This window comes from Stutzerimonas decontaminans (assembly GCF_000661915.1).
GTDB classification, from domain to species: Bacteria; Pseudomonadota; Gammaproteobacteria; order Pseudomonadales; family Pseudomonadaceae; genus Stutzerimonas; species Stutzerimonas decontaminans.
Map to the genome: position 1 here is coordinate 1,843,709 of NZ_CP007509.1, position 17,858 is coordinate 1,861,566.

At 61.3% G+C, this 17,858-nt stretch carries 17 protein-coding genes; 7 read left to right on the forward strand and 10 right to left on the reverse strand.

Features of this window, described 5'->3' with window-relative positions; all coding sequences use genetic code 11:
* Window positions 1–14 precede the first annotated feature (14 nt).
* Both UIB01_RS08670 and UIB01_RS08675 read right to left on the reverse strand, forming a co-directional pair.
* Complete coding sequence (locus tag UIB01_RS08670) at window positions 15–863, reverse strand: AAA family ATPase (RefSeq protein WP_038658981.1); 849 nt, start codon at window positions 861–863, stop codon at window positions 15–17.
* Between the two features lie 145 nt (window positions 864–1,008).
* Window positions 1,009–2,079: a DUF748 domain-containing protein gene (locus UIB01_RS08675; protein WP_038658984.1), complete on the reverse strand. Its 1,071-nt coding sequence runs from the start codon at window positions 2,077–2,079 to the stop codon at window positions 1,009–1,011.
* Window positions 2,080–2,202: 123 nt separating this feature from the next.
* Between UIB01_RS08675 and cysK the strand changes: the two genes are divergently transcribed.
* Window positions 2,203–3,177 (forward strand): cysteine synthase A, encoded by a 975-nt coding sequence (gene cysK / locus UIB01_RS08680; RefSeq protein WP_038665554.1) that lies wholly within the window; start codon window positions 2,203–2,205, stop codon window positions 3,175–3,177.
* 24 nt (window positions 3,178–3,201) lie between these two features.
* Here the strand turns inward: cysK and UIB01_RS08685 are convergent, their stop codons facing one another.
* Window positions 3,202–4,116: a DMT family transporter gene (locus UIB01_RS08685; protein ID WP_038658986.1), complete on the reverse strand. Its 915-nt coding sequence runs from the start codon at window positions 4,114–4,116 to the stop codon at window positions 3,202–3,204.
* A 122-nt stretch (window positions 4,117–4,238) separates the two neighbouring features.
* Here UIB01_RS08685 and aceK point away from each other — a divergent pair, with 122 nt between their 5' ends.
* Both aceK and UIB01_RS23515 read left to right on the forward strand, forming a co-directional pair.
* Complete coding sequence (gene aceK / locus UIB01_RS08690; RefSeq protein ID WP_038658989.1) at window positions 4,239–5,960, forward strand: bifunctional isocitrate dehydrogenase kinase/phosphatase; 1,722 nt, start codon at window positions 4,239–4,241, stop codon at window positions 5,958–5,960.
* Between the two features lie 207 nt (window positions 5,961–6,167).
* Complete coding sequence (locus tag UIB01_RS23515; RefSeq protein WP_256044323.1) at window positions 6,168–6,293, forward strand: PA1414 family protein; 126 nt, start codon at window positions 6,168–6,170, stop codon at window positions 6,291–6,293.
* A 13-nt stretch (window positions 6,294–6,306) separates the two neighbouring features.
* Here UIB01_RS23515 and UIB01_RS08695 read toward each other — a convergent pair whose 3' ends face one another.
* Complete coding sequence (locus UIB01_RS08695) at window positions 6,307–6,978, reverse strand: glutathione S-transferase (protein ID WP_038658991.1); 672 nt, start codon at window positions 6,976–6,978, stop codon at window positions 6,307–6,309.
* 87 nt (window positions 6,979–7,065) lie between these two features.
* Between UIB01_RS08695 and UIB01_RS08700 the strand changes: the two genes are divergently transcribed.
* Window positions 7,066–7,650, forward strand: coding sequence for a tRNA-uridine aminocarboxypropyltransferase (locus UIB01_RS08700; protein ID WP_038658993.1), 585 nt, complete (start codon window positions 7,066–7,068; stop codon window positions 7,648–7,650).
* A gap of 31 nt (window positions 7,651–7,681) precedes the next feature.
* On the opposite strand, the gene UIB01_RS08705 is transcribed toward UIB01_RS08700, so the two are convergent.
* Both UIB01_RS08705 and UIB01_RS08710 read right to left on the reverse strand, forming a co-directional pair.
* Complete coding sequence (locus UIB01_RS08705; protein ID WP_038658996.1) at window positions 7,682–8,101, reverse strand: YbaN family protein; 420 nt, start codon at window positions 8,099–8,101, stop codon at window positions 7,682–7,684.
* A gap of 180 nt (window positions 8,102–8,281) precedes the next feature.
* Window positions 8,282–8,869 carry a UPF0149 family protein gene (locus tag UIB01_RS08710; RefSeq protein WP_038658999.1) on the reverse strand — a complete coding sequence of 196 codons (588 nt, stop codon included), beginning with the start codon at window positions 8,867–8,869 and terminating at the stop codon, window positions 8,282–8,284.
* Window positions 8,870–9,044: 175 nt separating this feature from the next.
* Between UIB01_RS08710 and recQ the strand changes: the two genes are divergently transcribed.
* On the forward strand, window positions 9,045–11,168 hold the full coding sequence (recQ, locus tag UIB01_RS08715) for a DNA helicase RecQ (protein WP_038659002.1): 2,124 nt from the start codon (window positions 9,045–9,047) through the stop codon (window positions 11,166–11,168).
* A 182-nt stretch (window positions 11,169–11,350) separates the two neighbouring features.
* Window positions 11,351–11,782: a MarR family transcriptional regulator gene (locus UIB01_RS08720; RefSeq protein ID WP_003280620.1), complete on the forward strand. Its 432-nt coding sequence runs from the start codon at window positions 11,351–11,353 to the stop codon at window positions 11,780–11,782.
* Window positions 11,783–11,912: 130 nt separating this feature from the next.
* On the opposite strand, the gene UIB01_RS08725 is transcribed toward UIB01_RS08720, so the two are convergent.
* Window positions 11,913–14,099, reverse strand: coding sequence for a patatin-like phospholipase family protein (locus UIB01_RS08725; RefSeq protein WP_038659005.1), 2,187 nt, complete (start codon window positions 14,097–14,099; stop codon window positions 11,913–11,915).
* 71 nt (window positions 14,100–14,170) lie between these two features.
* Between UIB01_RS08725 and UIB01_RS08730 the strand changes: the two genes are divergently transcribed.
* Window positions 14,171–14,452 carry an Rdx family protein gene (locus tag UIB01_RS08730; protein WP_038659008.1) on the forward strand — a complete coding sequence of 94 codons (282 nt, stop codon included), beginning with the start codon at window positions 14,171–14,173 and terminating at the stop codon, window positions 14,450–14,452.
* 3 nt (window positions 14,453–14,455) lie between these two features.
* Here UIB01_RS08730 and UIB01_RS08735 read toward each other — a convergent pair whose 3' ends face one another.
* The 3 genes from UIB01_RS08735 to UIB01_RS08745 all read right to left on the reverse strand — a co-directional run bounded on the left by UIB01_RS08735 (window position 14,456) and on the right by UIB01_RS08745 (window position 17,689).
* Window positions 14,456–15,334, reverse strand: a complete 879-nt coding sequence (locus UIB01_RS08735; RefSeq protein WP_038665557.1) for a DMT family transporter — start codon at window positions 15,332–15,334, stop codon at window positions 14,456–14,458.
* Between the two features lie 130 nt (window positions 15,335–15,464).
* Window positions 15,465–16,223, reverse strand: a complete 759-nt coding sequence (locus tag UIB01_RS08740) for a helix-turn-helix transcriptional regulator (protein ID WP_038659011.1) — start codon at window positions 16,221–16,223, stop codon at window positions 15,465–15,467.
* Between the two features lie 77 nt (window positions 16,224–16,300).
* Window positions 16,301–17,689: an adenylate/guanylate cyclase domain-containing protein gene (locus UIB01_RS08745; protein ID WP_038659014.1), complete on the reverse strand. Its 1,389-nt coding sequence runs from the start codon at window positions 17,687–17,689 to the stop codon at window positions 16,301–16,303.
* Window positions 17,690–17,858 lie beyond the last annotated feature (169 nt).

The window sequence follows — 17,858 nt, forward strand, 5'->3', positions numbered from 1 at the left end:
GAAGCCGGCATCGATCAGCGGCTGTTGGCACGCCGACTCATGAAGGCTAGACGCTCAAGCAGCATCACGTCCTGCTCGTTCTTCACCAGCGCGCCGGCCAGTGGCGGGATAGCCCGGGTCGGATCGCGCTCGCGCAGCACGGCTTCGCCGATGTTGTCGGCCATCAGCAGTTTGAGCCAGTCGACCAGTTCGGAGGTCGAGGGCTTCTTCTTCAGCCCCGGCACCTTGCGCACATCGAAGAACACGTCCAGCGCCTCGCTGACCAGTGACTGCTTGATACCTGGGTAGTGCACGTCGACGATCTTCTGCAGCGTCTCGCGATCAGGGAAGGCGATGTAGTGGAAGAAGCAGCGGCGCAGGAAGGCGTCCGGCAGTTCCTTCTCATTGTTGGAGGTGATGATGATGATCGGCCGCTGGGTCGCCTTGATGGTTTCGTTGGTCTCGTAGACGTAGAACTCCATCTTGTCGAGTTCCTGCAGCAGATCGTTGGGAAACTCGATATCGGCCTTGTCGATCTCGTCGATCAGCAGGATGACCCGCTCCTCGCTTTCGAAGGCCTCCCACAGCTTGCCCTTCTTGATGTAGTTCTTCACATCGTGGACCTTGTCCACGCCCAGCTGCGAATCACGCAGGCGGCTGACCGCATCGTATTCGTAGAGGCCTTGATGCGCTTTGGTGGTGGACTTGATGTGCCAGGTGATGAGCCGGGCACCGAAGGATTCGGCCAGCTGCTCGGCGAGCATGGTCTTGCCGGTGCCCGGTTCGCCCTTGACCAGCAGCGGGCGCTGCAGGGTGATGGCGGCGTTGACCGCGAGTTTCAGGTCGTCGGTGGCGACGTAGGACTGGGTGCCTTCGAATTTCATTGCAGATTCCTTCGGCGGGGCCTGGCACGCAGGCACTCGTTGTAGTCAGGTGGACGACTATAAGGGAAGGTCGTGCGACTGTGAACGCGAGTGCATCATTCAGTCACTGAATGGCCGGTCGTGCGTTTCCAGTGACGCATGCCAGTCATTCGTCTTCGTCCAGCGCACGTTCGAAGCGCGCGGTGAAAGCTTCGACGAATGCGTTGCGCAGTATTGCGACGAAGGCCTGGAACGGGCTGACATCGGTTTGCTTGGTCGTGCCGGACAGCTCCACACGGGTGGCGAACTGATCCTTGCGCTGGTTCTTCAGCACTTCCTGACCGCCGCCGACCACGGCCTCCCAAAGCCCGCGCAGGAACCCCTTGTCCTCGTTCTTGACGTCCTGGTCGTAGTCGAAGATGTCGACGTTGCGCAGCAGTGGCTTGATGTAACCGTCGAGCTGACTGTCATTGGCTTCGACTTCGACAACGAGGTCACCCGTCCCGCCGGCGAAATCGAAATTGGCGTAGGCGCGACTGAGGTCGTTCAGCTGTTTCAGCGGTACGCCGGTGACACGCAGGTTGACCTCGAAATCTTCCCAGTCGGTGAACGGATCGAAGCTGGCGGTCGCTTCGATGGGGGCCTGATTGAACAGCTTTCCCTTGCCCTCGAAAAATGCTGTCCGGGTGCCGTCGGCATCGTCTGTATTGGTCAGGTTGTACAGGCTGGCCTGGATACCGCTGGCGTAGACGTGTACCTGTGGATCAGAAGTGAAGTTGCGGAACGACAGCTGGCCATCGACGACGCGGATCTCGTTGAGTGTGATCGGCACCAGGGCGTCGAGCTGGTCGCGCCAGTCGACGCCTTCGCCATTTTGCGAGTCGCCGCTGTCACCACCATCGACGAAATTCAAATGAGGCTGCTCGAAAACGACTTCGCCGACGATCTCTCGGTGGCGCAGGATGCCATTCCAGCTGATGGCGATGTCGATCGCCGGCGCCTTGAGCAGGGGCGCCTGTACGCGCTTGTCCTTCTTCTCGATCAGCAAGCCTTCGACACGGTAGGCGCCGCGCCACCAGGTGAGGTCGACGTCTTCGACGTGCCCCGTATAGTCGCCCATGTCAGCCATTTTCTCGTTCAGGTAATTGCGTACCAAGTGAGGCAGGGCGACATGCAGCAGGAGCAGTAGCAGGCCAATCGAGAGCAGGATCCACAGGGGAAGCAGGCGACGGGTCATGGCAGTCCGAGGATGTGCTGGGTGTTGACGATGGACCCAGGCGGAGGCTACGAGTTCGGCTGGACTGTCGCATGGACTGCGCATAGGCTGATTGGCCTGATACTCCTCGGACAGGGCATTCCCATGAGTCGCATATTCGCAGACAACGCACGTTCTATCGGCAACACCCCGCTGGTAATGATCAATCGCCTCGGCCCGAAGGGCGTCAGCATCATGGCCAAGATCGAGGGCCGCAACCCCGCCTATTCGGTCAAGTGCCGAATAGGCGCCGGGATGATCTGGGACGCTGAGGACAGCGGTCGGATCAAGCCGGGCATGACGTTGGTCGAGCCTACTTCGGGCAACACCGGCATTGGGTTGGCGTTCGTTGCTGCTGCACGCGGCTATAAACTCATGCTCACGATGCCGGCGTCCATGAGCCTCGAGCGACGCAAGGTATTGAAAGCCCTCGGAGCCGAACTAGTGCTCACCGAGCCGGCCAAGGGCATGAAGGGCGCAATCGAGAAGGCTGCGGAGATTGCCGCCTCGAACCCCGAGCAGTACTACATGCCGCAGCAGTTCGAGAACCCGTCCAATCCGGCTATCCATGAAAAGACCACCGGCCCGGAAATCTGGAACGACACCGATGGAAGCATTGATGTGCTGGTGGCAGGTGTAGGCACTGGCGGAACCATCACCGGCGTCTCGCGCTATATCAAGAACACCAAGGGCAAGCAGATCATCAGCGTGGCGGTGGAGCCGACCAGTTCGCCGGTAATCAGCCAGACCCTGGCGGGCGAAGAGGTCAAACCCAGCCCACACAAGATCCAGGGCATCGGTGCCGGCTTCGTGCCGAAGAATCTGGATCTGTCTATCATCGATCGTGTCGAGCTGGTCGATGACGAGGAGGCCAAGCAGATGGCACTGCGTTTGATGCGCGAGGAGGGCATTCTCTGCGGGATCTCCTGTGGTGCGGCGATGGCGGCAGCGGTTCGCCTGGCCGAACGGCCGGAAATGCAGGGCAAGAACATCGTGGTGATCCTGCCCGACTCTGGCGAGCGCTATCTTTCCAGCATGTTGTTCAGCGACATGTTCAGCGAACAGGAACTGGTGCAGTAAGGCGTCGCGACGCGGCTGAGCCGATCAGCCGCGTCGCGCATCGATCGGTTGCCGGGCCGCCGGAGCCTGGCGGAGGATCAGCCACAACGCCACCGCAATCAGCGCGCCGCCCTGAACGTAGGCCCAGGACAGCGGCTCATTGAGAAACAGTACGCCCCATAGCACACCGAACGGTGGGATCAGAAACGTCACCGTCAGCGTCTTCACTGGCCCGATATCCGCCAGCAGGCGGAAGTAGAGAATGTAGGCAAACGCCGTACATACCAGACCCAGTCCAAGCAGGCTGAGCCAGACGCTTGCGCCGCCCCAGCTCGGTGGCGGGGCATTCAGCAGTGACCATCCGAACAGCGGCAGCAGGCAGAGTGCCGCGCCGGCTTGACTGCCGAATGCGACCATCTCGCTGTTCAGTCCGCCGTCCCCGTTGATCCAGCGCCGCGTAAGAAAGCCGCCGAACCCATAACAGGCGGTGGCGCCCAGGCAGGCCAGCGCTCCGAGCAGCAGGCCCATATCCAGCGGCACCGGCCCGATGCGCATCAGCAGCGCTACGCCGCCTAGCCCGCTGAATACGCCAAGCACCTTGGCCAGGGTCAGCTCTTCCGCGAAGAACAGCGCGCCGATCAGCACACCCATCATCGGCGTAGTGGCGTTGAAGATTGCCGAATAGCCGGCCGGCACCAGTTGAGCCGCCACTGCATACAGAGCGAAGGGTATGCCTGAATTGATCACCCCAAGCACCAGGCACAAGCCGAACTTGCCGCGAAAATCCCAGCGGGCGCGGAGCAGGGCGAGGATCGCCAGCAGTCCGGCCGTCGCCAGCAGTACGCGGAAGAAAGCCGTGGGGAAGGTGCCGAGCACCGGCGCGATGACCCGCATGAAAAGAAAACTCGCACCCCAGATGGCGGCGAGGGCAAGCAGGCGAAACATGTCGAGCGGGCGCATGGGTGGCTTCCACCAAAAGGAGCTGCAAGTGTTGTCGTCCGTCCGCCAACTGGCAATCCGAAACCGACTTTCAAACTGCGTGCTGCTAAGCTCGGCGGACGTTCATCTGCAGTGGGTGCATCATGGTGGAGCAGAAACTGGCCGCTGAAATTGCTCGGCAAATCCTTCTCGGTTTTGACGGCTACCGTGAGCACTTTCGGCTGATCACTGAAGGCGCCCGGGCCCGCTTCGAGCAGGCGCAGTGGCAGGAAGCACAGCGTGCCTCCGCCGCGCGAATCAATCTCTACGAAGAGAAGGTCAGTGAAACACGGCGTCGCTTGCTGACCGGTTATGAGCATTCCGACCTGCTTCAGGTAGAGGCGTGGCCGCAGATCAAAAGCGCCTACATCGAGCTGATCAACCCACGCTTCGACGATGAGCTGTCGGAGACCTGGTACAACTCGATCTTCTGCGGGCTGTTCAGCCATGACTGCATCCGTGATGGCACCATGTTCATTCATACCACCCGGCCCGCTGTACGAGCCCACGAGCGCTTGGCGCAGACGCGCAGCTATCAGCCCAACGGCGATCTGGCTGGCATGCTGGAGCAGATCCTGCGTGATTACGCCTTTGCCGTACCGTACCGCGATCTGGCGGGTGATCTGCAGCGGTTGCAAACGCAGTTGTGTGAAACGCTGCCCGACTGGGTCTGCAAGGACCCTGAGCTGACGGTGGAGCTGTTCGTCTCGGTGCTATACCGCAACAAAGGTGCCTATCTGCTCGGTCGGATCTTCACTCGTGACGAGCAGTGGCCGCTGGTTATTCCGCTGCTGCACCGCGAGGGAGACGGCATCGTCGCCGATGCGCTGATTACCGACGAGGCAGAGGTGTCGATCATCTTTTCCTTCACTCGCTCGTACTTCATGGTCGAGGTGCCGATCCCGGCGGAGTTCGTCGGTTTTCTCAAGCGCATCCTCCCCGGCAAGCACATCGCCGAGCTGTATACCTCGATAGGGTTCTACAAACACGGCAAGTCCGAGTTCTATCGAGCGCTGATCGATCATCTTGCCAACACCGACGACCGTTTCGTCATGGCGCCCGGCGTGCGCGGAATGGTCATGACGGTGTTCACGCTGCCGGGTTTCAACACCGTATTCAAACTGATCAAGGATCGATTCTCGCCGATCAAGAACGTCAATCGCGCCACCGTGATCGAGAAATATCGCCTGGTGAAAAGTGTCGACAGGGTAGGGCGCATGGCCGACACCCAAGAGTTCGCCGACTTCCGTTTTCCCAAGGCCAAGTTCGATCCCGAATGCCTCGCCGAGTTGCTGGAGGTTGCACCTTCTACGGTCGAGGTCCAGGGCGATACGGTGCTGGTACGCCACTGCTGGACCGAGCGGCGCATGACGCCGCTGAATCTCTATCTGGAAAACGCCAGCGAACAGCAGGTGCGCGAGGTCTTGGAAGACTATGGGCTTGCGATCAAGCAGCTGGCGGCGGCCAATATCTTTCCTGGCGACATGCTGTTGAAGAATTTCGGCGTTACCCGCCATGGAAGGGTGGTCTTCTACGATTACGACGAGATCAGCTTTCTCACCGAGGTGAATTTCCGCCACATCCCGCCGCCGCGTTACCCCGAAGACGAAATGGCGTCAGAGCCGTGGTACTCGGTTGGGCCGAATGATGTGTTCCCGGAAGAATTCCCGCGCTTTCTGTTCGCCGACCATGGGCAGCGCCGGCTTTTCGCCAGTCTGCATGGCGACTTGTACGACGCTGATTACTGGAAGGGCCTACAGGATGCCATTCGCGGCGGCAAAGTGATCGACGTCTTTCCCTATCGGCGCAAGGCTGACCGTAACTGAGCTCCGCCCGACGAGTGAACGCGGCGCATTTGGTTGAGCGCCTTTGCGCCGCCCCGGTCGCAGTTGTAAAGCGCCGTAACAAAGCGGCGTCGCTTAACGAGCCTGCGACAGCAATGCGCACGAGCGCGGCTGGGAAAGTTGGATTATGCTGTTCACGAAGCCCGCATGGCTCCGATGTAGCCCGTTATTTCGCAGGAGGGTATGACCATGAAAGCAAGGCTCAACGAGATGTTCTGGAAGCTGGCGGTCGCTCTTGGCTTGATTGAACCGCCGCGTATGCAGCCGATTCCCATGCGCGCCCGGCGCGAGCAGGATCGCCGCTCTTCCCGTTAAGACTGGTCGGTCTCTAGGCGGCGGGCAAGGCAGGTCCTCCGCGCTCCACGGCTCGTTTATAGGCGGGCCGCTCTTGTATGCGTCGCAAGAAATCCATCAACCTTGGGCGACTCTCGTCCAGTCCCGCTCTGGCACGTGCCGCCTCGATCGGAAAGCTCATCTGTATATCCGCTGCGCTGAATGTGTCTCCGGCGAACCAGTCGGATTTCTCCAGCTCCGCCTCCATGTAATCCAGGTGAGTCTTTAGCTGCGGTCCGATGAAGGCCCGATTGGCGCCCTTGGCTATGGCGCGTGCTACCGGGCGGACTAAGAACGGCAGCGGCCCGCTGGCGACCCGGTCGAATACCAGCTTCAGTAGCATCGGTGGCATCGCCGAGCCTTCAGCGTAGTGCATCCAATAGCGAAATCGACGGTAGTTCGCGCTGTCATGCTGCGGTGCAAGCCGACCATTACCGTACCGTTCCAGCAGGTATTCCAAGATGGCTGCCGATTCGGCCAGCGTCAGGTCGTCGTCGGTAATCACTGGCGATTTTCCCAGCGGGTGAATGGCTTTGAGTTCGGCTGGAGCGAGCATCGTCTTCGGATCACGGGCGTAGCGTTTCAGCTCATAGAGCAGCTCCAGTTCCTCCATCAGCCAGAGGACGCGATGGGATCTGGAGTGATTCAGGTGATGGACTGTGATCATGCCGGTTCCTTGTTATTGGGTCGGTGCAAGCATAGTCGGTCTGCACACTGATGCCGGATATGGCAGACTCCGCCGCCGAGGTGATCCATGTCCCGTCCACGATGTTCGCGCTGCCAGCGCCCTTTGTCTCTCTGCCTGTGTGCGCTGATACCGACGCTGGATAGTCGCACCCGAGTGCTCGTTCTTCAGCATTCCAACGAAGCGAGCCATGCGCTGAATACAGCGCGGTTGGCGGTACTGGGGTTGCGCAATGCACAGCTGGAAGTCGGTGAATGCTTTGAGGACGACTCTGACGGCAACGAACGGAGCTACCTGCTGTTTCCCGGCGAGGGTGCCGTACCGATCAGCACGCTTGCCGCTATCGGGCGCCCCATACGTCTGATCGTGCCGGACGGCACCTGGCGCAAGGCGCGCAAGATCCTTCACATCAATCCATGGGTAGCCGCGCTGCCGCGTGTGGCGCTGCCAGATGGCCTGACTTCGCGCTATCGCTTGCGCAAGGCCCCCATGCCCGGTGCGCTGTCCACGATTGAGGCGATCGTTGCAGCACTGAACATTCTGGAAGGCCCTAGCCGATTCGATGAACTGCTTCGGCCTTTCGACGCGCTGATCGAAGGGCAGATCGGTGCGATGGGGCAGGAGGTATATCGGCGTAATCACGTCGATGTATAGAAGGGGGACGGTATGGTCCCGGGGCGTCGTCTTACTTGGTCCCGGTGTCGTTGCTCACCGGCAATGTCTTTTGCCTGAGGATGTACAGCGACACGAGCGTCGCGCTCAGCAGCATGCCGACGCGCGCCCAGAATAACGGAACCAGCCAGCAGGAAATGCCAATGCTGATCCACATTGTGGCGATAGCATACGCCTTGCCCTTAAGCGGGATGCCATTGCCTTCCAGGTAATCGCGAAGCCATGGGCCGAGGTGCGGGTGGCCCACCAGCCAGTCGTAAAAGCGCTGCGAGCTGCGTACGAAGCAGGCCGCAGCAAGCAGCAGAAACGGCGTCGTCGGAAGAACCGGAAGGAATATGCCGATGACGCCCAGCGCGACAGCCAGCCAGCCAGCGGCCAGCAATGCCGAGCGAACCAGAGGGTTGCGATGCTGCTGAATGTCCCGATGGGCCATGATGCTACCCGCCGTCGCGTCCGGATTCGCTGCGGTGCCGGTCAGGATCGGCAGGGCCAGCGGGCTGCCGGGCCGGAAAGAGTGATCGCAAAAGCAAGGGCTTCCTCCTTCCTGCAGATTTACCGACGTCCCCTGGTTGACGGGCGGTGTCGACCGCTGTCGCCTGTGGCGAAGCTGCCGTCAGTGTCGGCGCGGCTTGAGCAAGGCTGGCTTTTCTTCCGGCGCATGACAGATCAGATACAGCGCCGTCAGCAATTCCGGAATCTGCGCGACCATCTCGTCGACCAACTCGGGATTGTCGGCGATATCGGCGAATTCCGGCTGCTCGTCGAACAGGCCCGAGCCGACCATGATCGGCAGCAGCAGCTCGCTGACCTCCTCCTCGGAGTCCTCGAACCAGACTGCCTCACGCATGAATACGCCTTCCATGAAGCCGATGCACCAGCCGCGCAGGTCCGAGTCGTCAGGCTCGTCGCCCAGGTCCAGTTCGCAGGGCAGCTCCATGTCCTCGTCGCTGGCCAGCTGGCGGGCAATGTGTGCCTTCAGCTGGATAAGCGTGGCCTCGATAGCCTCGCGCTCGGTGTCGTCCTTGTACTTGGGCGGCTCGGAAAACAGTGCGTCGATCCACTCACGCTCGGGTACCTGCTCGGAGCAGATGCACAGCGCTGTCAGGTAGCCATGGGCGGCGATGTAATCCAGTGCTTCCTCGTGCAGGTCATCTGCATCAAGAAAGACTTGCAGGCGGGCGAGTTGCTCGGCGAATGACATCGGGAACTACCTTGGGGGCTGGAAGACAACCGGGATTCTAGACGAGGCGCGGGGCGCAGGCTACTCGCGCCTTCGGATGAGCCGTTGCAGGCGACACCTCGTCCGTAATGGCAGCGCGATCCTGAACTCCATGGGTTCGCTCGCGTATACTGCGCGCCTTGTTTCGGAGACCGGCATGCTCGACCAGGCACAGCGCATCCTCAAAGACGTTTTCGGCTACGACGCGTTTCGTGGCAACCAGGGCGCGATCATCGAGCGTGTCGGCAGCGGCGGTGACGCATTGGTCCTGATGCCAACCGGCGGCGGCAAGTCGTTGTGCTATCAGGTGCCGGCGCTGCTACGCGAAGGCTTGGCGGTGGTGGTGTCACCTTTGATCGCGTTGATGGATGATCAGGTGGCCACCCTCGATGAGCTCGGGGTGTCGGCCGTCGCGCTGAACTCGACGCTGAGCGCCGATGAGCATCGCGATATCGCCGAGCGCATCCGGCGTAATGAGATCAAGATGCTCTATCTCGCACCGGAGCGGCTGGTCCAGCCGCGCATGCTGGCTTTTCTGCAGCGGCTGGACGTCGCCTTGTTTGCCATCGACGAGGCGCATTGCGTATCCCAGTGGGGACATGACTTCCGCCCCGAGTACATGCAGTTGGGTCAGCTCGCTGAGCTGTTTCCGGGCGTCCCACGTATCGCGTTGACTGCCACGGCGGACATGCGCACCCGCGAGGAGATCGTCCAGCGCCTGCATCTGGAGAACGCCGAGCGGTTTCTCTCCAGTTTCGACCGGCCGAACATCTTCTATCGCATCGTTCCCAAGGAGCAGCCACGCAAGCAGTTGCTCGGTTTTCTTGCCGAGCGCCGCGGGGACGCTGGCATCGTCTACTGCATGTCGCGCAAGAAGGTCGACGATTTTGCCGCCTTCCTGAGCGAGCAGGGCTTCCCGGCGCTGCCCTATCACGCAGGTCTACCCAACGAGCTGCGCGCCTATCACCAGAAGCGTTTCCTCAATGAGGAGGGGCTGATCATGGTAGCGACCATCGCCTTCGGCATGGGGATCGACAAGCCCAACGTGCGCTTCGTTGCCCACCTCGATCTGCCCAAGTCCCTGGAAGCGTATTACCAGGAAACCGGGCGGGCAGGGCGTGACGGCCTGCCTGCGGATGCCTGGATGGCCTACGGCCTGCAGGACGTGATCTTCCTTAAGCAGATGCTCAACAACTCCGAGGGCGATGAGCGGCACAAGCGGGTCGAGCAGCACAAGCTCGACGCCATGCTGGCTCTGTGCGAGGAAACTCGCTGCCGGCGCCAGGCGCTTTTGGCGTACTTCGACGAGGAGTTGCCCAACCCGTGCGGCCATTGCGATAACTGCGTCGACGGCGTGCAGACCTGGGACGCCACCGAGCCCGCGCGGCAGGCGCTTTCGGCCATCTATCGCAGCGGTCAGCGTTACGGCGTCGGCCATCTGGTGGACATCCTGCTGGGTCGCGACAACGAGAAGGTGCGCGGGCTCGGTCATCAGCACCTCTCTGTGTTCGGCATGGGCAAAACGCTTGCCGAAGCGGAATGGCGTTCGTTGTTCCGTCAGCTGGTCGCGCGCGGACTGGTCGACGTGGATTTAGACGGTTTTGGCGGATTGCGTCTGAGCGACAGTTGCCGTCCGCTTTTGCGCGGTGAGGTCAGTCTGGAGCTGCGCCGGGACCTGTCCAGCAAAGCGCCAAAACCTGCCGCCAGTGCGGCCAGCCAACTGGTGCGTGGCGAAGAACGCGAGACCTGGGAAGCCCTGCGCACGTTGCGTCGCAAGCTGGCCGAGGAACACGGCGTACCGCCCTATGTGATCTTTCCGGACGCCACCCTGCTAGAAATGTTGCGTAGCCAGCCCGCATCGCTTTCCGACATGGCGATGATCAGCGGCGTCGGCGCGCGCAAGCTGGAGCGTTACGGCCAGGCATTCCTGGAAGTGCTGCAAGGTGTCGCGACGGTAGCCAAGTCGCCTAGCGATCTACGCCACGAGCTGATTACCCTGGCGCGGGCAGGCATGACGCCAGCGCAGATCGCTCGTCAGCTCGCTTGCAGTGAGAAAAACGTCTACGCAATGCTCGCCGAGGCTATCGGGCTACAGCAGTTGAGCCTCGAACAGGCGCTGGACCTGCCCGAAGACCTGCTAGGAGAGATACAGGAGGCTTTCCTCGACGGTGAGGGTGAGCTGCCGGCGGTCAGTGCGGTAGCCGAGCAGTTCGCCGGGAGGGTGTCGGAGCAGGTGCTTTATTGCGTGCGCGCCGCGCTGCAGGTCGAGTTCGAATTGTAACGAGGTGCATCCGCTGCGCTGGCCCGCAACGGGCCGGTGCTAGAGCCTTCTCGGTTAGCTCGACTGTCCCACTGCCATCATTGCGACTTTTGTCGACCCATCACCGCTCGAAGGTCGTCTTGCCTGCTTTTTGGAGCTGTGGTTAGCTAACTAATAATTAGTTTTTGCAGGAATGGCCGTACATGTACGCCGAGCAACATCGCTTCGCCATGCAATTGGCTCAACTGTCGCGTGGCTGGCGCGCAGAATTGGATCGACGTCTCGCTGATCTTGGCCTTTCCCAGGCGCGCTGGCTGGTTCTTTTGCATCTTGCTCGTTTCGATCACGAGCCTACCCAGCGAGAGTTGGCGCAGAGCGTTGCGGTAGAGGGCCCGACTCTTGCTCGTTTGCTCGATAGCCTGGAAGCGCAGGGCCTGGTACACCGCAAGGCTTCGGCCGAGGATCGTCGCGCCAAGCGGATATCCCTCGGTGCACCGGCGTTGCCGCTGATCGAGAAGATCGAGGCCATATCCACTCAGGTTCGCCATGATGCATTCGCCGGGATTGATGAGGAAGATCTGCGCAAATGCCAGCAGGTGCATGCGCGCATCCTCGCCAATCTAGACAAGCGCTGATGGCTGCCGGTCGGTGTCATCATTGGTCGGGCTGATCGGCAGCCGTTTTTAGCTTTCCCTCACTATTGCGCGTCTTTGCCTTATCTGTAGCGCTGCTACCCGTGGTATGGCCGAGCAAGTGCGCTGCCGCTTAGAAGCTGCGGCCCAGGTTCATATACAGCGCGCGTTCATCCTCGTCGTTGAAGCCGAAGCCGAAGTTCAGCGGGCCTAGCGGCGTGTCATAGCCGAGAAAGATACTGGCGGCGTTTATGTAGCCGCTGTCAAAGGCGTTTTCGTTGTTCCACACGCGGCCACGTTCCAGTGATCCGCCGAGGTAAAGCGGAAAGTCCAATGGTTGGAACGCCCGTGGGGTAACGCGGCGGTAGTACACCATGCGTGCCAGGCTGATGTTCTGTCCGGCCAGTGCGTCCTGGCGAAAGCCCGACAGCTGACGGGCACCACCGAGCAGGAAGCTCGAGGTCACCACTTCGGCATCGTCCAGGGTGCGGCCATAACGGCCACCGAGTACCCAGGTATTGGCATCGTGGCTGAGCGCCTTGTCCAGCTTGATATTCCACTGCCGATAGCGCTGGTCTGAGCTGAGGCTTGGATCGTACTGGCGCATGGTCAGGCGGATGTCTTCGCCTTCACGGGGAAAATCAATGTTGTCCAGGGTGTCGAACGAATACTGCAGCTCGTAGTAGCCCTCGGTGAAACTGAAATCGGGCAGATCACGCTCGCCTATGCGCACGTCGGCCTCGCCCCAGGCCTGGCCGATGCCAAAGCGGATCTCGCCATTATTGGCAATCTGCCGACCGACGTTGAGGCCATAGCCATACCGCTGCAGCCGGTATTCGGCGATCGGGTCATTATCGAGAATGGACTCAACGTTTTGTGCCTCGACGAACAGGTTTGGCGCGACGAACCAGCGTGAGCCGGCATCCAGCGGCTGGTAGAACTCGCTGTAGAGTTCCTGCCGATCACCCAACTGCAGGCGCGTCAGCCATTCGGCACCGAGCTCGTTGATGCCATTCTTGCGATAGCTCGCGCCCAGGTTGAACACGCTGTCGCCCTGAAAGTCGTCGGACAGGCTCAGGCCGAGACGCAGGTAATCGGTGCCGGTACGCTTCTCGCGTGCGTTGATCACCAGCGTGTTGCCACGTTTGCTGCGCTGGACGCGGTACTCGACACGCTCGAAGTAATCGAGGCCGTAGAGCGTACCCATGTCCTTCTGCAGATCCTCAAGATCCAGTGGTTCGCCGGGCGGCTGACGAATATACCGGCGGATCACCGCGTCGCTGACCTTGGAGTCGTTTTCCACACGGATCGCCGTGATGACTGGCGTCCGCGGGTCGCTGGAGCGCGCAAGGCTCAGGGCTGGGTTGCCGCCCGATGTTGCACGCATCTCGGCCAGACGGCCTTCTAGCGCCTGAGTCGCGCGGTAACCGGCATCGACGAGCTGCTCGGCGCGGGCGAAGTCGGTAGAGCCGTATGCGGCCAAGGGAGGCTGGATCAGAACGTCCTGCGGCTGCAGGGTGGCTAGCTGCGCCTCGGAGTTGCGGCGGGTCATCATCGTGGTGGTCTGGTTGAGCACATCGACCACCGTGAGCAGCTCCTTGCGCGGCTTGAGCGGTGTGCCGATGTCCACCACGATCAGTCGGTCGACGCCCATGTCGCGCGCGACGTCCATGGGAATGTTGTCGACCATGCCGCCATCCACCAGCAGACGCTCGTCGATTTCCACGGGAGCGAATACGGCGGGAATCGACATGCTGGCGCGGATGACCTGGGGCAGGTGGCCGCGGCGGAAAATTACCTTCTCATCGTTAGCGATGTCGGTAGCAACCGCGCGGAAGGGGATAGGCAACTGATCGAAATCGCGGGTGTCGCTGGCATGTACCAGCAGGCGCTCAAGCAGCAGCGCGAGGTTCTGGCCCTGAATCACGCCCAACGGCAGCCCGAGGCTGCCATCGTCACGAAAGCTGAGCTTCTGCTTGATGAGAAAATCGCGATCGTCCTGTTTGCGCCGGTAAGGGATCTCCTGGCGGGGTGGATCATCTGAGAGCACCTGCTGCCAATCGAGTGTGAGTGCCAGACGTTCGAGCTCCGCGACGCTATAGCCCGCGGCGTATAGCCCGCCGACCACTGCGCCCATGCTGGTTCCGGCGATGGCGTCGATGCGCACGCCTTGCTCTTCCAATGCCTTGAGCACGCCGACATGGGCGAGCCCGCGTGCAGCGCCGCCCGAGAGCACCAGGCCAGTTCTCGGCTGGGCTGGTTCGGCGAATGACGCAGGAAGGACAAGCAGCAACAGCAGGGCAACGAACAGGCGGAGCATGGCGGAACCAGGGGGATGCATGAGGAAGCCGGCTATTATAGGCCGCCGTGAACCAGTGGGAGACGCCCCGAATGACCCCAAGCAAGCCGGAAATTGTCATCACCTATTGCACCCAGTGTCAGTGGCTGCTGCGCGCCGCCTGGCTCGCCCAGGAGTTGCTGTCGACCTTTGCCGACGACTTGGGGCGCGTCTGCCTGGTGCCTGCAACGGGTGGCACCTTCCATATCAGCTGCGATGGCGAACAGATCTGGGAGCGCAAACAGGACGGCGGCTTCCCCGAGGCAAAAGAGCTCAAGCAGCGCGTGCGTGACCGCATCGACCCGCAGCGCTCGCTGGGTCACAACGATCGCTGAGAATCAACTGGCGGACTTCGGAATAGTGATCGGCTGGGTTTTCAACCGGCTGGTGACGACGCTGGCGACGATTATCAAGGCGCCGCCCAGCAGCATGCGCAGCGTTGGCTCTTCGTTGAACAGCCACCAGGCGAAGGCGATGCCGTAGACCGGTTCGAGGGCAAAGATCACCGAAGTCGTACGCGCCTTCAGCACCCGCAGGCTGGCTACAAACAGGCTGTGTGCGAGCCCGGTGCAGAGCACGCCCAATAGTGCCAGCCAGAGCCAGTCCTGCGCCGGAATGGCAGGAATCGCCTGCCAGCTGAATGGCAGCAGGCCGGTGAGAATCGCCAGGTTCTGCCACAGCGCCGCGCGAACCGGATCAAGGCCCCGGGTTACGGCGCGATTGAGCAGCGACAGAAGGGCGAACAGCAGCCCTGACAGCACGCCATAGAGCAAGCCGGCAGTCGGCCCGCTGCTGAGATCAAATACCGGCGCGACCAGAAGCAGGCCGGCGCAAACCAGTCCGACCATGGCGAACTCGACCGCGCGCGTGCGTTCGCGGAACAACAGCCCTTCGAGCAGCACGGTGAAGGCCGGGAAGCTGGCGAAGCCCAGGGTGGCTATGCCGACGCCGGCGATCTTCACGGCGATGAAGAAGGTCAGCCAATGGGCACCGAGCAGCAGACCGCCCAACGCCAAGCCGCCACGTTGCCGCCAGTTTGGCGAGACGCCGCTGGGCCGCAACAGCTGTGCGACCAGCAGCAGGGCCAGCACGGCGAACAGCGCGCGCCCGAAGGTGATGATCAGCGCCGAGCTTTCGGCCAGCTTGCCGAGCACGCCGGAAAGGCCAAACATCAACGCGCCGAGATGGATCGCCAGCAGAGCGTTACGCGGGGTCATTTGGTCGTCGACCTGACTGATATGCAGGATCGGAGCAGGCAAGGCGGGAGTGCTGCAGGGGGTTCATGGCTGCCCAGGTATGGTGGTGTGCAGTCATGCTAGGTCGACAGCGAAGGCTGTGTCTTTCGCGTCAGTCATTCATTTTGTCGCGCAACTCGCGGCGCAGCATGCGCGGCGTGCAACCTCGCACGCGCACCAGCGCTGCGGTGAAGGCGCTTTGCGAGGTGTAGCCGACTCTTGCAGCAATCTCTCCCACCGGCAGCGGGGTTTCATGTAGCAAGGCTTCTGCGTGGTGCAGGCGGCGCTGGCGCACGTACTCCATCGGCGTTTTACCGGTTTCATGGAGAAAGCGTGCATGTAGCCGCGCCACAGACAGGCCTGCGATGCGGGCCAGGTCGGCGACCTGCAGCGGGTAGGGCAGGTGCCGGTCGATAAATGCATCAATTGCCGCCAAAGGCAGCCCGCACTGCTCTCGTAATGCTTCATGCCCGTCGGCCAGGCTGGCCAGCAACAGCACGGTACCTTGCGCGGCGATCACCGAATCATTGATCGGACTTCGCGCCAGCCAGGCAACCAGGCTCTGCTGTGCAGGTGCAAGGCGTAGCGTATCCGGCTGGTCGAGCAGACGCAGGCTGCGTTCGGCATGGTGGCCCAGGTTCTCACGGACCCAGCTTTCGGAGGGAAGGTCCAGCACCAGGCATTGGCTGCCGGTAGTGCTGGCACAGGCGTGATGAGTCGTAGAGGGAATTACCGCCAGGCCCTGCTCGCCGATGCAACTGGCGCGCCCGGCAATTTCGAACTCCAATAGTCCTTTCAGCCCGAACACCAGTTGAGGGTGGTCGTGGCTGTGGGCGATGAGGTCATCATGGTAGTTGCGCAGCGATAACATCGGGCAGCAGTCTCGAAAGCGGGCGCGTGGTTGGCCGGTATCGGCAATCGAAGGAAGGCGGCCAGTGGATCAGAAAATCAGAGGATGACCTTGTCGCGAAGTTTATCCGCAGCCTGCTGCAAAGCCTGGATGACCCGTTCCTTATCGAAGTTCTGCACGCCGTTGGTGTCCAGATACATGGAGAAACCGGGCAGCTCGTGCTCGACGAAACTGCAGGTCGCGCCAAGGTCGCGGCGGAAGTCGACAACCTGATAGATCTGCACCGGGCGGGAGAATCCCTTTACCGGGATCTGACCCTTGTCGCGGCACATGATGACGTCTTTGATCAGCGAGTAGGTTTCATGGGAGACCAGGATCTCGCTGGCTTCGGCTGCACTTTCCAGGCGGCTGGCCAGATTCACTTCGCGGCCGATGATGGTGTAGTCCATTCGCGTATCGGCGCCGAAGTTGCCCACCGTGCAATAACCGGTGTTGATGCCCATGCGGATTTCCATGGGCTTGGTGATGCCCTGGGCGCGCCACTGCTGGCGCAATACCTTCATGTGCTTGCGCATGGCGATAGCCATGGACACTGCCGCCACCGCGTCCTTCTTCGAGCCTTGGCTGCTGGGGTCACCGAAGAACACCATCACGCAATCGCCAACAAACTTGTCGATGGTGCCGCCATATTTGAGGGCGATCTTCGACATTTCGTTCAGGTAGTTGTTGAGCAGGTCGGTCAGCGCTTCGGCTTCCAGCTCTTCTGCGAGCTCGGTGAAACCCTTGATGTCGGAAAAGAACACGGTCAGTCGTTTGCGCTGCGTTTCCAGGCGAACACTGCGCTTGCCGGTGAAGATCGACTCCCAGACCTGAGGCGAAAGGTATTTGGCGAGGTTGCGTGCCAGGCGTGCGGCCTTGGCCTGTTCCGTTTCGATCTCCTTGCGCGCCAGGGCCAGGCGTTGACCCTGCTGGTGCACGAAATAGGCCGTGGCACAGACGTAGAGGGTTGTGAACAGGATGCTGACTAGCGAAACCAGCGGCGGCGTCACGCCTTGGTAATGCAGGTTCACCACCGGATAGGCCAGGGCTACACCGAACCCCACGCAAACCAGCGCCATGGCCAGGTTGCGCAGGCTGCCGCTCACCAGAGCGCTGAAGCTCAGGGTCAGCAGAAACATCAGGCTGGGCACGATGGAGAAGCCGAGCAGCAGGATGCCGGCGCCGGCGTTCATGGCATCCAGGCAGAGCAGCACCTGTGCCGTACGTTCGGGATGGTCGCGTTTGAAACGGTAGCTCAGGTGATAGGCCAGGTGCGGATAGAGCAGCGCATACGGCACCATCCACAGCAGGTCCATCGAGAAATACTGGGTGTAGGTTCCAGCAGCAAGCGTCGCGGCGCAGATCAGGTAGGCGAGCACGCGGGAGTAGTACTCGCGCAATGGGCGAGTGGCGAGGCCGTTGCGGCGCTCAACCGTGGTGGAAGTCATGTGCGTGCGATCCCTGGTAGTTTTTTCGACGCCTTCTCTATGCGCCTTGCAGACTGACGTCGAGCCCTTTCCGTCCGCAACGATGGCGGCGGAAATAGGGCACTTCGGCATGCAGTCTCGCGGTCACGGAGCCGACTCGGCGACAGTCGGCCCGCACAACAGCCGACAG

Excerpts from the sequence above, each read along its gene's own strand:
- aceK (WP_038658989.1), top strand. The coding sequence starts at position 4,239 with ATGGTGGAGCAGAAACTGGCCGCTGAAATTGCTCGGCAAATCCTTCTC.
- UIB01_RS08725 (WP_038659005.1), bottom strand. The coding sequence starts at position 14,099 with ATGCTCCGCCTGTTCGTTGCCCTGCTGTTGCTGCTTGTCCTTCCTGCG.
- UIB01_RS08745 (WP_038659014.1), bottom strand. The coding sequence starts at position 17,689 with ATGACTTCCACCACGGTTGAGCGCCGCAACGGCCTCGCCACTCGCCCA.
- UIB01_RS08670 (WP_038658981.1), bottom strand. The coding sequence starts at position 863 with ATGAAATTCGAAGGCACCCAGTCCTACGTCGCCACCGACGACCTGAAA.
- UIB01_RS08710 (WP_038658999.1), bottom strand. The coding sequence starts at position 8,869 with ATGTCATTCGCCGAGCAACTCGCCCGCCTGCAAGTCTTTCTTGATGCA.
- UIB01_RS08685 (WP_038658986.1), bottom strand. The coding sequence starts at position 4,116 with ATGCGCCCGCTCGACATGTTTCGCCTGCTTGCCCTCGCCGCCATCTGG.
- UIB01_RS23515 (WP_256044323.1), top strand. The coding sequence starts at position 6,168 with ATGAAAGCAAGGCTCAACGAGATGTTCTGGAAGCTGGCGGTCGCTCTT.
- UIB01_RS08740 (WP_038659011.1), bottom strand. The coding sequence starts at position 16,223 with ATGTTATCGCTGCGCAACTACCATGATGACCTCATCGCCCACAGCCAC.
- UIB01_RS08705 (WP_038658996.1), bottom strand. The coding sequence starts at position 8,101 with ATGGCCCATCGGGACATTCAGCAGCATCGCAACCCTCTGGTTCGCTCG.
- UIB01_RS08700 (WP_038658993.1), top strand. The coding sequence starts at position 7,066 with ATGTCCCGTCCACGATGTTCGCGCTGCCAGCGCCCTTTGTCTCTCTGC.
- UIB01_RS08675 (WP_038658984.1), bottom strand. The coding sequence starts at position 2,079 with ATGACCCGTCGCCTGCTTCCCCTGTGGATCCTGCTCTCGATTGGCCTG.
- cysK (WP_038665554.1), top strand. The coding sequence starts at position 2,203 with ATGAGTCGCATATTCGCAGACAACGCACGTTCTATCGGCAACACCCCG.
- UIB01_RS08720 (WP_003280620.1), top strand. The coding sequence starts at position 11,351 with ATGTACGCCGAGCAACATCGCTTCGCCATGCAATTGGCTCAACTGTCG.
- UIB01_RS08695 (WP_038658991.1), bottom strand. The coding sequence starts at position 6,978 with ATGATCACAGTCCATCACCTGAATCACTCCAGATCCCATCGCGTCCTC.
- UIB01_RS08730 (WP_038659008.1), top strand. The coding sequence starts at position 14,171 with ATGACCCCAAGCAAGCCGGAAATTGTCATCACCTATTGCACCCAGTGT.
- recQ (WP_038659002.1), top strand. The coding sequence starts at position 9,045 with ATGCTCGACCAGGCACAGCGCATCCTCAAAGACGTTTTCGGCTACGAC.
- UIB01_RS08735 (WP_038665557.1), bottom strand. The coding sequence starts at position 15,334 with ATGACCCCGCGTAACGCTCTGCTGGCGATCCATCTCGGCGCGTTGATG.